This window comes from Streptomyces sp. NPDC048612 (assembly GCF_043199295.1).
Lineage (GTDB): Bacteria > Actinomycetota > Actinomycetes > Streptomycetales > Streptomycetaceae > Streptomyces.
In genome coordinates, this window is the sequence record NZ_JBICVV010000007.1 from 195431 (window position 1) to 208805 (window position 13375).

The window sequence follows — 13375 nt, forward strand, 5'->3', positions numbered from 1 at the left end:
CGGGTGACCGGCCGAGGTGTCCGGCTCGGTCACCCGCTCCGTGGTGTCCGGTCAGGTCCGGGCGGACGTGACCGGCTGCCCGTGCTGCTCGCGGAGCTGGGCCATCAGGGCGGTCAGGGTGTCGCTGGACAGGGGGATCTGCTGACCGCGGATCGCCTGGGCGACCACCTTGCGGGTCAGCTTGTCCTCGGCCCTGACCGCTGATCGGGCGATTTCCAGCAGCTCCTCGGTGTCCGGGTCAGAGCGCCGGTCACCGGTTGTCCGGGCGTCCCGGTCAGCGACCGGCGGCTGAGTGACCGGCCGTTCGGTGACCGGCGAGGGGCTGTCCTGGTGGCCGGTGACCGGCTCGGTGCCGTCCGCGCGGTCAGTGACCGGCGGCGCGGTGTCCGGCTGTCCGGGCAGGTCAGCGGGCTCGTGCGGCTGACCGTGGTGACCGGTGACCGGGTTGCTGCTGTCCACCGGGACGCTGTCCCCAGTCAGTGACCGAGGGGTGGGAGTCTGCTTGCCCAGGGACGGACGCGGCCGGTCGGTCAGGGCAGTGACCGGCTGCCCGGCCGTGACCTGACCGGGCTCCGGCTGCTGGTCGACCCGGTCGGCCCGGGTGACCGCGATGCCGGCGGGCTTGCCCGCCTGACCGAGGTGACCGGCCTGACCGTGGTCCTCGCGGTCACTGTCCTTGACCGGCCCTCGGGCGATGAGGAGGTAGAGGTGGACCGCTCCGGCCAGTGCGAGCGGGGCGATCGTGGACAGCACCGCGACCACGGTGTCTCCGAGGCGGAGCCCGGTGTCCGTGACCGCTTCCTCGTTGAGCCGAACCGCGTGCAGCGCGTTGGCCCAGATGCTGGCGGCGGTGGCCGTGCCGACGAGCATCCAGACGTAGAGCCGGGACCGCAGCGGCGCGTCGCGCAGGACCACGAGGGCCCGGATGCCGTACGCGATGAACCCGTCGATCACCAGCGGAAAGAGGTAGGTCAGAAAACCTCGGACGTGGATGGCGACGGCCATCTGCTGAAGGGCATCCCAGGACTGGGCGCTCCCTACGCTGCCCAGGGCGATGATGACCGCGCGGTCCCAGTTGGTGATGTGCGCCGCCTTGGGTGCGCTCGCGGTGCTCATGCCGCCGTCCCGAAGTCATCGCGACCCAGGCGCTCGCCAGTGGCTTGGAGGGCCGGGGTTTCCGTGTTCTGTTCCAGGTTGCGGTTACGCAGGGCCCGGCGAAGCTCGCGGTACTTCTTCTGGGCGTGCTCCTCGGTGACCTTCAGCAGCCAGGCCAGACGCTGCTCGGTCACCCCGTGGCGGAAGGCGGCGTAGATGACCGCGCGGCGCTCGGCCTGGGTGAGGTGAACGTCCCGCCCGGCGATCGTGTCGTTGACGCGGCTGTAGTCGAGCCGGTTGGCGAGCTTCTCGTGCAGCGGCTCACGTTCCTCCTCGGTCATGCCGCCCCGGATGCCGTGGGCGTTACCGCCTTCGAGCGCGGCGTCCAGGCAGGTGCGGCGCACCGGGCACTGCCCGCACAGCGCCTTCGCGGCCGCGATCTTGTCGGTCTCGTCGGGCTCCGGGAAGAAGAGGTCGGGGTCCACCGGGTTGTACTCGGTGCTCTGGCAGACGGCGTCGTCCTGCCAGGTTTGGTCGCCGAGCGACCGGTGGCGGGCAGGGGTGATCGTCGTGGTGGTCATGCGGGGTGCTCCGATCGCTCTCCGCGCGCAGGGCGTCGGCGGAGGAGGCGGTGGGTCGTGAGAGGGAGACGGGCGGCGCGCCAAGCGCGAGGTCGGCCTGCGGAAGGTCAGGCGGCGGCGCGGAAGCGTCTGCGGTCGACCGGCTCGAACTCGACGCGGGTGGTCATCTGCGCGAGTCGGGAGGCGACGCGGTCGCCGAGGTAGGCCCGGAAGTCCCTGATGCTGAGATTGGTGGTGATCAGCGTTGGGAGTTCGAGGTTGTACCGGCGGTTGATCAGCCGGTAGGTCACTTCCTCGACCCACTCGGAGGGCTTGGCCGCGCCGAGGTCGTCGATGATCAGCAGCGGGCACCGGCTGACGGCGGCCAGCGCCCTCTCGCTGTCGACCCCGGGCCGGGGGCGCAGGTCTGCGTACAGGTCGGCGGCGGTGGTCGCGCGCCAGCGCACGCCGATCCCTCTCTGTGCCAGCAGCCGGACCGCGCCGTACGCCTGATGCGTCTTGCCGGCGCCGACGACCCCGGCCATCAGCAGGCTAGGACCGTTGGTGACCTGCCGCCGGGCTCCCCGGCTGGGGGCGACGGCCGCCTCGGTAACCTCCCGGGCCCAGGCCAGGACCTGCGGGTGGTCGGCGACGGCGGCCCGGTAGCGCGGAGGCACCCCGGCCGACAGGGTGTCCAGCGGGGAGAACGGCTCGGGCTCGTCGACCACCGCGGCGACGGCGGCCGGGTCGATGTTGCGCGCGGCCAGAATCCGGGCCATGCGGTCCAGGGTGCCCTCGCTGCCGAGGAGCTGCGGTTCGCGGTGACGGGTGCGCATCACAGTTCCTCGGCGTAGGCGGCGGCAGCGTCGACCGGGTTGGTCCACGCCTGGTGAGCGGGCACGTTAAGCCGGGATCCCGGCCGCGCCAAACCACCGGGGCGTGCGTTCATGGCTTCGTTGACCATGCTGGTCAGCACGCTCGGGTGCTTGGGATTGGCCGCGAAGTTCTGCAGTCCGGCCCGGATGTGGTCGGGGGCGATGCCCTCGCCCAGGAGCTTCTTGGTGATCCGCCCGAGGTGCCCGAGCACGTCGTTGGGCGGGCGCTGGTCGCAGGCAGCGGTGTACTCGCCGATGAGCTGGTTGGCCGAGACGGTGGCTGCGGGCGCTGTGCGCCCCGTAGGTACAGAGGATCCAGGATCCAAGATCCTAGATCCAGGCGCCGAGCCTTCCCCGAGGCTTCGGGGAAGGCTCGGAGAGCCCTCGGCGAGAGCGTTCTGACCTGCGCTTTTCGAGGTTGCGCCGCTAGGGGCGTCGGCCGCGCCGTCGAAGGCGTCCTGCTGGGTAGCGGGCGCGTGGTCGGCGTGGCCGCGAGGTGTCGCGGCGGGCTGCGCGGGCAGATCGAGGGTTCGGGGAGCGTTCGGCGAAGCCTCGGCGAGCCCTCGGGGAGGGGTGGGCGACTCCTCGACCAGCTGGGCGCAGGTCCCCTTGCAGGGGCCGCACCGGCCGGCACCGTGGTGCTGCGGGCAGGACGGCAGGCGGGACTGGCTCGGCTTGTCGATCTTCTGGTGCGCGGACCAGGTCACGATGTGGAGGTAGCGGCGGCCGTCGCAGCCGGTGTACCGGCAGATCAGGCCAGCAGTCGCGAGCTGGTGAAGGTCATCCTCGACGTGGACCGAGGTGTGCTCGGCGCGCAGCGGCCAGAGCAACCCGGCGATGATTGCGGCGTTGTCACGGTGGCGGCCGTGATCGTCGGCCTGAGTGAGCAGTCCGAAGAAGGTGCGCTCTGCCTCGACGCTCACTTCGGCGAGCGACTCGGAGACGAATGCCTCCGGCTTGATGGTTCGTATCCGCGCCATGTCAGCGGCCCCGACCGGCGGCGATCAGGTCGCTACGCGTGAGGGTCGCGTCGGCGAGGTCGAAGGTATGCGGCCGTGTCCAGTCCGCCTCCGGCCAGACCCGCAGGATCCAGCGGGCTGCGACCCTGGCCGTGTTCCGGCCCACCTTCAGCGTCGCCCGGGTCTCGTCCTTGACGATGGCGTGCGGGTGGGGCCACGACTGCTGAGGGTCGTTGAGGCTGACCCGGATGGTGGCCGCGCCCGGGATCATGTCGGTGAGCTGGGCGGCGAGGCGGTGCTGACGGTCATCTTCCGGACATGCCGGGGTGCCGCTCGGCATGGCGAGCATGCGATACTCCGTTATTCGTAGGAGATGCGGTGCGACGGGTCTCGTGCAAAAAGGCCCCGCCGCCCGCGAGATGTGAATGGGTACTCCTCGGGGTGCCCGCCCGGCGCCTGGGAGTTGGTAGCTCCCGGGCGCCGGTCTCATTCACCCCGGCGGACATCACGGCCCACGTGCGTACATCACCCCTCCCCTCTTGGCCTGTCGCCGATGATCCGCTTGTGCGGGGACCAGCAACATAGGCGGGCACCCGCGCAAGATCCAGTCGTTGGAAATGAGATGCCGATGCACCGGAATCGCCATCTGCCGGACGATCTTTTTCAGGAATCCCGAAACGGCCGGTGCAGTGATTGGGGAGTCTCCAGCCCTCGCCGAGATGGGAGTGCCATTTGACGTCCGGCGTCCGGGGCTTACGGCTCCCAGGCGCCGCCACTGTTTGCGGGTTGACGAAACCGCCCCGACCATGTCCCCCGCGTGCATTTCCTACCTTCCGCCTGTCGCTGAGCCAGGTACCCGGCGAGGGCCGACGACCATACGCAAGGGCGGTCTCAAGATCCATACTCAGCTGCCGGACTCGCCACAACTCGTAGTGGAGGCGACAACTGACTACAAAGGAGAGGCCTGGAGAGTTCGAGTTGGATCGAGGACTCCGAAATCGATCTCCATGTGACCTCCTGTGTCTGATGCCACGACGCTCTGTTGAATCGGCTGGTCATAAGGATTTAAGCCAAGGTCGAGAAGCCCCGTCAAAGCAGACCATATGCCCGTTTTGGCCATATAGGTCGCGATCACATAGACGATCCCCCAGGGTGGATCGCAGCGCTCAATCGCCTTGCCGATTAGGGGAGATGGGGAATTTCGGCGGCACGAGAATGGTGTCTACACGGCTGGTCTAGACCGGCAGCGGAAGGTGACGGTGAAAATCGGCAAACATTTGCCGGTTTCACAGATCAGGCGTAAGCGCGAGGGTGGGATGTCCGGTTCACTGATGATCGAAAGCGTGATCACCGGGAGCCGCAGTTCCATACTTGGCAGTCACATTCTCGCGAGTATGTGGCTGCCGCCACACGTGGTCAAGATCGCTCAAATACCGCGTATGGTCTTAGCGGGGAGACGTTGAGGGCGGGGGACGACGGCTGCGTTGTCCCTCTTTTACTTGCCCAAAAGCGAGTGTCTCCTGTCACGCCAACGCAATGACAGGGAGAGGCTGATGGCCGCGAGTCGGCAGGCCGAAAGGGACGCCACGGCTGCCAAAAAGGGCACATCTGTGGCGCCCGTCGGAGTAGCCGGGCAATACATGGGCTTCGGCGGGATGTTGAAGCGGTGGCGGAAGGCCGCCGGCGTCAACCAGATTGTCCTAGCGCGTGCCCTGGGAATCGGTGAGCGCACGTACCGCAACATCGAGCGCGGCGCGACCCCTCGCTTCTCGCAGCCCCAGTGCGATGCCTTGGCAGACCTACTAAAACTGGACGCCGACGAACGCCACGCTCTATTGCTCTACAACGTCGGCACCTACCTGCGAGCCTCGACCGCTGACGGCCGACCCGAGGTCGGGCCGGCCCTGAGGCTGCTCATCGACCGCCAGATGCCCTCGCCGACCTACCTATCCGACCGCAACTGGAACATCCTCGCCTACAACAAGGCCATGGCTGAGCTGTGGCCGTGGGTCATGGAGCCTCGCGCCAACATCATCAGGTGGGCGCTGACCACCCCGGAAGGGCGTGCCACCTACCACGACTGGCACAAGCACGCCGCGGTGTTCATCCGGATGCTGCGCTTCGCGCTGACCACCCACGGCGGCGACACTGATCTTCAAGAACTGATCGCGGACGTTAAGAAGAACCCCGAGATCCAGAAGATCTGGGACGCGGACGCCGACCTCGTCGAGCATCGCGATGGCCACGTCTTCCTCGCCAGCATCCCCACCCTCGGCTGGAAAACGATCGAGATCGTCAGCCACGTGGCATACCCGGCGATCATGCCGGACTGCCGCTTCGTTGTGATGACCTGGGTGGAAGCGGAACCGGATGCCCAGCGGGATGCGCTTGGTGGCCCACGCAACGCGTGGGCGGAGGAAACGCACAACACGGTTTATGAACGCAGCCGCGCCCAAGCGCGCATCGCGGAAGCCGATCGCCTCCGCGACATGGACCTCCACACTGCGCGTTTGGTGGTCGACAGCGCAGAGAAGGCCGCGGCCAAGGCCGGCAAGGACGGAATTCCCCTGCCCGCGCTCAGCCGCCTCGTGGGGCCAGCCTCCCAGCTAACTCTGTCGCCATCGACTCGCAATGTGGTCTGGGCAGTTGAGGAAGCACCCGGCGAATGGGGCGTCTCGCAGGTATCACCTTCTACTCTGATCGCCCGCGTGCCACCCGCGGCCATACACGGAGATGCACGAGCCGAGTTGAAGTTGCTCACGCGGGTCGCCTTGCCATCTGCCCCCGAGACTGCCGCCGACCGGGTCCAACAGCTCCTCAGCGAACTCGACCAGCAGCAAAGTCTCTTGCGTGAAATCCAACGAGACCTGGGCGTGCACAGGCCAGCGCTGCGTACTCCCCAAGGCATAGCCCACAAAGTCCAAGCCGAACTCGTCTCGTGATTCCCCGGCAAAGGCCCGATGGGGGAAGGTGTTCCGGCCCTGACGGAATCTCCTGCCGTGATGGGCTATGCCTGCTCTTCCATTCTGAAGTCTGAAGAAAGTTCCGATCCCGTGCACCAGTACACCTATGCCTGCCCGCTGCGCTGGAGCGACGCTGATGCCTACGGTCACGTCAACAACGCGCAATTCCTCAGTTACATGGAGGAAGCCCGCACACGCATGTTCCAAGAAGCGGTCGCCACGAACGAAGCAGGGCGCCGCGCAAACGCCTTCGTCGTGAGCCGAACCGTCATCGACTACCGCACTCCACTGCTCTACAAGCCCGAACCCGTCGATGTGCATGTTTGGGTCACGAAGGCTTCCGCCGCCACCTTTGAGCTCGCCTATGAGATCAGGGATGCCGAGCAACTGTATGTCGAAGCCACCACCAAGATTGTCGCCTATAACCTCGACATGGGGTCTCCGCGGCGCCTCTCCGGGACGGAACGGGCCTTCGTCGCTCGCTATACGAAGCGCTGATCCGGTCGGCCTAGAGCGGCTGACCGCAGCGCCCCGTCCCGGCATTCCGAGGTCTGCCGCCCTAAGCGGCCCGCCACCTCCCATATTCAGCGCACAAGGGGCTTAGGCTACGAGCGGGGTTCGTCGCGCTGATCGCCCACGCCCGGAGGTACCGGATTGGGGCGGCGACGGGCGCCGCCCCCGTCGAGCACTTGGTGGGTCCTGCGGCGGGCCTGAGGGCAGGATGCCGCGACTGTCCGATAGGCCGGGATCGATCCGCGTAACGCACGGGGCCCTAGGGCCTGTTGCGAAAGTTGATCTTGTTCGTGATGATCATGTCTTGTGGGGCGTGGGGATCTGACGAACGGCCAGTGGGCCCGGCTTGAGCCGCTGCTGCCGCGGGGCATCAAGTCGGGCCGTCCGCAGGTGTGGACGCGGCGACAGCTGATAGACGGCATACGGTGGCGGACCCGCACCGGTGCTCCCTGGCGTGATGTTCCGGAACGTTACGGGCCATGGGACCGGGTCTATGACCTGTTCCGACGCTGGCAGCGAGACGGGACGTGGGCTCGGATCGTCGCGCAGCTCCAGGCCGAGGCCGACACGAACGGCTTGATCACCTGGGACGTGAACGTCGACTCCACGGTCTGCCGTGCCCACCAGCACGCCGCTGGGGCGGCTAAAAGGGGGATCTCCAGAAGGAACCGCCTGGTGGGATCACCTTCGAGCCGGCCGACCACGGACTCGGACGCTCCCGGGGCGGACTGACCAGCAAGATTCACCTCGCGGTCGAGCAGGGCCAGAAGCCGTTGTCGGTGGTGATCGCTGCCGGGCAGTGGGGCGATTCCCCTCAGTTCGAGCCTGTTCTGGAAGTGATCCGGGTGCCCAGGCTTGGCCCGGGGCGGCCACGCAAGAGGCCGGATCGAGTGCGCGCCGACAAGGCGTACGACTCCCACAAGAACCGCTCTTACCTGCGCAGACGCGGTATCAAAGCGACGATCCCGGTCCCTGCGGACCGCGTCCGCAACCGGCAGAAGCGCGGCTCGCGCGGCGGACGGCCGCCGACGTTCGACAAGACCGACTACAAGCATCGGCACGCGGTCGAGTGCGGGATCAATTGACTCAAGCGGCACCGCGCGGTTGCCACTAGGTACGACAAGCTCGCCGCCCGCTACGAAGCAACCGTGCTGGTCGCAGTCCTCAACGAGTGGCTGTGAACCAGCACTTTCGCAACAGACCCTAAAGGTTGTTGCACAAGGGTGGGTGGGGGCAGGTCGGAGTGTTGTTTGACCTGTGCTTTTCATCCCGCTTGGGCGAGATTGTGCATGGTGGCGACCGCTTGGACGGCGTGGTGGAGACCAGATCCTTTCTGTCGGCAGTCGCGGAGGATCTTCCAGTTCTTCATGCGGGCGAAGGTGTGCTCGACGCGGGCACGGACGCGTCGGTGTTCGGCGTTGTCCTCTTCCTGGGCCCGCAGCAGGGGACGTCTGGCTCTTTTGCGGTGCGGGACGATGAGGCCACAGCCCAGGTAGGCGCCGTCGGCAAGGACGGGGGTGCCTTCGCAGTGGGCGGGCAGGCCGGACGCCCTCCAGACGTGGGCGTCGGCTTTGTTGCCGGGTGCCGGACGGGACGATGCGATCACCAGGCGGGTATCGGCATCGATGATGACCTGCACGTTTGCCGAGAAGCGGTAGTTGCGAGAAGAGGCACCCACCGTTCGGTCGCGGACCGGGATGAGGGTGCCGTCCACGATCCACAACCGCTCGACGTCGGCGACCGGTCGTGGAGCCGGCGCCAGTGCGAGCAGCGGCCCGAGCCGCTGGATGACCCGACAGACGGTCGCCGGGGAGATCCCGAAGAGCGGGGCGAGCTGCCGCATCGTGAGGTTGGTGCGGTAGTAGACGGCCACCAGCAGTACACGGTCGGCCAGCGGCAGACACCACGGACGACCGCCTCCCGGCCCGTTGCCGCCCCGCTCACGCACCACCTTCAACAAGCCCGCGAAGCCACTCATCCGCAAGCCCGTGAACGTCTCCACCCACAACTGCTCAGCCCGCAACACCCCACCCATACAAGCAAAATGCCCAACGAGAGCCGTTCTGCAACAACCTTTAGTTCAGCGGTCCGTTCTGAGCGCGGCGCTGAGCAGGACCTCGACCAGCCGGGATGCCGCGTCCGGCTTGCCCATCGCACGGGCTGCCTGCGCCATCGTGTCCCGCCTGACGGGGTCGGACAGCGTCGGCTCCAAAGCGGCCCGCAGCGCGGGGGCGTTCGCGCCGTCCCCCGTAAGAGCCAGAGCAGCCCCGGCATGTTGGAGGTGGAGCGCGTTGTGTTCCTGCTCGTTGCCGGCGGAGGAGGCGAGGGGGACGAGGACGGACGGTTTGCCCAGTGCGGTCAGCTCGGAGATCGTGCCCGCGCCGCTGCGGGAGACGACGACGGAGGCGAGCGCGAGCACGTCAGGCAGCTCGGGACCGACGAACCCGTCGACCCAGTACCGGGCGCGCAGCTCGGGCGCCAGCCCCGCAGCGGCATGCCTCGATTTTTCCACCCAGTTGGGTCCGCATTGGTGGATCACGTTGGCCACGGACAGCAGCCACGGCAGGTTCTCGCGGATCATGCCGTTGATCTGCTCACTGCCCTGCGCGCCACCAGTGATGTAGACGGTGGGGAGGGCGGAGTTGTAGCCGGTCATGCCGAGGGCGGGGACTGCCTTGGCGGGGTCGCCGGTGAAGACGGCGGGCCGGACCGGGTTGCCGGTGACGACCGCGGAGGCGACGACGGAGTCCGGCAGGAGCTTCAGCGAGTTCTCCGACGACAGGGCGACGGCGGTCGCGGAGCGGGCGAGGACGCGGTTGGCGAGGCCGAGCCGTACGGTCTGCTCGTGGATGACCAGCGGGGTCTTGGTGGCGCGGGCTGCGAACCCGACCGGCACCGCGACGTACCCGCCGGTGGAGAGGATCACATCGGCCTCGAAGCGGCGGGCGATGGTGCGGGCCTCCAGCACGCCTTTGGGTACGCGGCCCATGTCCCGCATGTTCTCGGCGTTGATCATCTTCAGCGGGTTGCTGGCCCGGCGGAGCTTCCCGGTCGGCACCGTCTCGAAGGGGATGCCCTCGGCGGGGGCGACGCGGGATTCGAGTCCCGTGGCGGTGCCGACCCACAGCACCTCCACGCTCGCGCCGTGGCTCTGCATGACGGTCTGCATCTCGCGGACCGCGGTCAGGGCAGGGTATGTGTGCCCGCCCGTTCCGCCTCCCGTCACCATCAATTTGAAGGGACGGCGGAAGGAGGCGAAACGGGCAGCGAGGGCATCGATGGTCACGGCGTGACGGCATCCGATCGTGAGGGCTCCGCATCCGACGAGCCGGAGCCGGCGGCGGTCATGCGAACCTGCCGGACGATATCAGGCAATCTGACCTTGGTGAGGAGCCATCCGAACCCGGCCGCTGTCGAGCCCATCTCGCCCACGTAAGTGCGCAGGGTGGCCCTCTGACGATCGGTGAGCACGAAGTTCCGCCTCATCGGCTCCGGCAGCCGGTAGCGGCGCGCATCGGGCGACTCCCGCCCCTCCCGTGCGTCCTCCAGCAGGCATTCGATGTCGAAGTCGGCGACCTGTTCCAGAATGGCCGGCGGCGCGGCGGTGAAGACCTGCGACAGCTTCAGCCGGTGGTACGCGGCGCCCTCCCGGACCATGCGGACCACCAGTGAGGCCCCGCCGGTCGCGGCTCCGGTGCGGCGCAGGACGGTGAGTGCGGCCCGTACGGCGACGTCGGCCAGGTCCTCCAGGGCCTCGGAGATCATCCGCATCCGGTACGTGTAGAGCAGGTTGTTGCCCAGCTCCCCGCTGATGTACCGGTCGATGTTCGCCGTGGCGAACCGCATGAGGTCCTGCCGGTCGTCCCAGAGCTGTTCGTCCGTCTCGGCCAGGAATTCGCTGAGCACCCGGTTCAGTTCCTCGCCGTGCTGCTGGTCGCGGCACTCCTCCAACCACGTCATCGGGGAGATCTGATGGGCGCGGAGGACGGCGAGGATCGTGCCGAACACGCCGCCGTTGTAGAGGGAGGCGAGGAGCAGGTCCATCACCCGGCACTCGCGGTACTCCTCGTACGACAGGTTGGGCAGCTCGACGCACACCTCGTCCACCTCGGCCGCACGGACCTCCTTGCCCAGGACGGTGTACCGGCCGAAGCAGCGCGGGATGACCCGCCATTTCGTGCCCAGCCCCCATCGTTTCCGGTAGGCCGGTGCGTACATCTCGGAGGACGGCAGCAGGGTGAGCTGGAACATGTTGAGCCGGTCGAACCGGGCGTCCATCAGACCGCGAAGAGTGTCGAAGTGCTTCCTCTTCGAGTCGTCCGGTAAGGCGAGGATCACCTCGCTGTACGACTGCGCTCCGGCCTGCGCCGACTGGAGGGCGATCTCCACCATCTTCTCAGCCGAGATGTTCTTGCGCTGGACGGCGGCGAGCACATCCGTGTCGAGAGACTGCACCGAACCGGACAGGCTGATCGTTCCCGGCACCTGGGCGACGGCGTCCAACACCCGTTCGCGCTGGTTCTTGCCAGTGGTCACGTTGACGACCCGCGGCCAGCCGTAGAGCTTCTGGCACTCCGCGAGAACCTGGCAGGTGTGTTTGTCCTCCGGGAACATCCCGAAGTTCGAGTCAGTGATCAGCAGCTCGTTGCGCGCAGTGCCCGCCTCGACGAGCGGCGCCATCCTCCGGCCGATGTAGTGCAGTTCTGCTTCGACTTCGGCGCGCGGGCGCTTGGCGACCTTGGAGAAGTAGTCCTGTCCCTCGGTGCAGAAGTTGCAGCCGAACGGGCAACCGCGGGTGGTCGTGATCGTCGGAACGCCGCCACGCTCGAAGAACGGGTCCAGCAGTCCGGCCGTGTACGGCGAGGGCACGTCGGTCAGGTCCCGGATGCGATTGCGCGGCCGGGGCGTGAACACCGCACGCCGGTCCGGGGACAGGGAGTGCACGCCCGGGATCGTGTCGAGGACTTTGCCGGCCGGCTTGCCGTTCAGATGCAGCAGCAGATCAGCGAACGCGATCTCGCCCTCTCCGTCCACGTAGAAGTCCACTGCCCCGGCCAGGCGCTGGTGCCAGAACTGGACCTGGTCGGCGCGCAGCAGCGGGTAGTGGGGCCCGCCCATGACGACGACGGTCTTCGGGAACTTCTCCTTGATGACGCGGGCGAAGCCGATCGACAGGTGCGCGTTCCAGATGTAGTGAGAGAACCCGATCACGTCAGGTGCCCCGTGGGTCTCCAGGGCCGTCGCCAGGTCCTCGGGGAACTTGAAGATCTGCGGGACGCGCTGGAAGTCCATGACGGTCGCCGCGTGCGTCGCCAGGCCGGCGACGGCCTGCGGCATCGTCTCGGCGGACACGGCCTGCTGCGTGTAGGTGAGGTCGCACAGCCAGACCTTCAGGTTCATCTTCGGCCGCTGCTCGGAGCCGGTCGGGGAGGCCGCCGCGGCCAGCGGCATCCCCAGGTCGACAGCGGTCATCGCGTCTCCGTCCCGGCGGCGCGGAGAAACATCTGCCACAGCAGGCGGCGCCGCTCCTCGGGCACCTTCTCCTGACCGTGGCCCAGGGCCTCGCGGCCGTGCACCGACAGGTGCTGGTTGACGACGATCAGGTCCCCGAAGCCGAGGAGGAACTTCTTCTGCTCGGCGATCAGCTCCCGCTCCAAGGCTCGCACGGCACTGGTGTGGGGGTCGCCGGGGTCCATGTCCGGCAGCATCTTCGCGGTGAACCGAACGAAGCCCTCGGGCGCCGGCAGCCCGTCGAGGACGGGGAACAGGTTGTACTCCTTCCCGACGCCGGTCAGGTCGTAGAACTCGCCGTCGCTGAACACCCGCTCCGCGAGGAGAGTACGCTCGCCGTCGCTGAGCCGGTCCACGGCCGGACGTAGCCGGGAGACGATGCTGTACCCCTCGCCCCTCGGGTCGGGGCGCACGCACAGCAGCGCGCTGTAGTCCGGCGGCTCGGTCGCGTTCACGATGTCGATGTGCAGCGGGTTGTACCCGGACCCGGTTGCGCGCATCGGGTCGATGGTCAGGTTCGTGCCCAGGGGCTTCCACAGTGGCCACTTGTCGAAGGCCCGCAGCGGCGTGCCAAGCCAGGACAGCAGCACGGTCGCGGCCTTCTGCCCGTCGTCCAGCCCGTACCGGTCGAGCAGCGCGCCGGCCTCGATGACGGCGAAACCGTCACCGTGGGGTTCGTTGAGGAGATTGCGGCAGCGGCGCACGACGATCTGTGCCTCGGGCGACTCGGCGAGGACGCGCTGACAGGCCGCGCTCACGTCCTCGCGCAGCAGCCCCCGGTCGAGTTCGACGATCGGAAGGTCGATGACCCTCTTGCCCAGGAGTTCGACCAAGGTATCGGGGAGAGGGACACGGAAGGTGCTCGGTGCCGTGGTCATACTGGTTGTCTCCTACCTTCG

Annotated in this window: 11 protein-coding genes and 1 pseudogene; 3 read left to right on the forward strand and 9 right to left on the reverse strand. The window is 67.7% G+C overall.

Going from position 1 to position 13375, the window contains the following annotated elements:
• Positions 1-51 precede the first annotated feature (51 nt).
• The 5 genes from ACGFN2_RS13875 to ACGFN2_RS13895 form a co-directional block, all read right to left on the reverse strand.
• The gene (locus ACGFN2_RS13875) at positions 52-1116 is read right to left on the reverse strand and encodes a DUF2637 domain-containing protein (protein ID WP_393360087.1); all 1065 of its coding nucleotides are present in this window, start codon (positions 1114-1116) and stop codon (positions 52-54) included.
• Positions 1113-1676 carry a WhiB family transcriptional regulator gene (locus ACGFN2_RS13880; RefSeq protein WP_393360089.1) on the reverse strand — a complete coding sequence of 188 codons (564 nt, stop codon included), beginning with the start codon at positions 1674-1676 and terminating at the stop codon, positions 1113-1115. Before ACGFN2_RS13880 ends, ACGFN2_RS13875 begins: the two co-directional genes overlap by 4 nt.
• A 107-nt stretch (positions 1677-1783) precedes the next feature.
• Positions 1784-2491: an ATP-binding protein gene (locus ACGFN2_RS13885; RefSeq protein WP_393360091.1), complete on the reverse strand. Its 708-nt coding sequence runs from the start codon at positions 2489-2491 to the stop codon at positions 1784-1786.
• Entirely contained in the window at positions 2491-3510 is a 1020-nt protein-coding gene (locus tag ACGFN2_RS13890; RefSeq protein ID WP_393360093.1) for a hypothetical protein, read from the reverse strand. Before ACGFN2_RS13890 ends, ACGFN2_RS13885 begins: the two co-directional genes overlap by 1 nt.
• A 1-nt stretch (position 3511) precedes the next feature.
• Entirely contained in the window at positions 3512-3838 is a 327-nt protein-coding gene (locus ACGFN2_RS13895) for a transcriptional regulator (protein WP_393360095.1), read from the reverse strand.
• A gap of 1204 nt (positions 3839-5042) precedes the next feature.
• Between ACGFN2_RS13895 and ACGFN2_RS13900 the strand changes: the two genes are divergently transcribed.
• The 3 genes and pseudogenes from ACGFN2_RS13900 to ACGFN2_RS13910 all read left to right on the forward strand — a co-directional run bounded on the left by ACGFN2_RS13900 (position 5043) and on the right by ACGFN2_RS13910 (position 8146).
• Complete coding sequence (locus ACGFN2_RS13900; RefSeq protein ID WP_393360097.1) at positions 5043-6431, forward strand: helix-turn-helix transcriptional regulator; 1389 nt, start codon at positions 5043-5045, stop codon at positions 6429-6431.
• Between the two features lie 60 nt (positions 6432-6491).
• Positions 6492-6950: an acyl-CoA thioesterase gene (locus ACGFN2_RS13905; protein WP_393360220.1), complete on the forward strand. Its 459-nt coding sequence runs from the start codon at positions 6492-6494 to the stop codon at positions 6948-6950.
• A 321-nt stretch (positions 6951-7271) separates the two neighbouring features.
• Positions 7272-8146, forward strand: a pseudogene (locus ACGFN2_RS13910) (IS5 family transposase).
• 83 nt (positions 8147-8229) lie between these two features.
• On the opposite strand, the gene ACGFN2_RS13915 reads toward ACGFN2_RS13910, so the two are convergent.
• From ACGFN2_RS13915 to ACGFN2_RS13930, 4 genes are read right to left on the reverse strand one after another with little or no spacing between them, the layout of a single operon-like run.
• Complete coding sequence (locus ACGFN2_RS13915) at positions 8230-9000, reverse strand: transposase family protein (protein WP_393360099.1); 771 nt, start codon at positions 8998-9000, stop codon at positions 8230-8232.
• 45 nt (positions 9001-9045) lie between these two features.
• Complete coding sequence (locus ACGFN2_RS13920) at positions 9046-10251, reverse strand: glycosyltransferase (RefSeq protein WP_393360101.1); 1206 nt, start codon at positions 10249-10251, stop codon at positions 9046-9048.
• Positions 10248-12437 (reverse strand): B12-binding domain-containing radical SAM protein, encoded by a 2190-nt coding sequence (locus tag ACGFN2_RS13925; protein WP_393360103.1) that lies wholly within the window; start codon positions 12435-12437, stop codon positions 10248-10250. The genes ACGFN2_RS13920 and ACGFN2_RS13925 overlap by 4 nt, the downstream gene beginning before the upstream one ends.
• A complete protein-coding gene (locus ACGFN2_RS13930; RefSeq protein ID WP_393360105.1) occupies positions 12434-13354 on the reverse strand; it encodes a hypothetical protein in 921 nt (306 codons plus the stop codon). The genes ACGFN2_RS13925 and ACGFN2_RS13930 overlap by 4 nt, the downstream gene beginning before the upstream one ends.
• Positions 13355-13375: the final 21 nt, after the last annotated feature.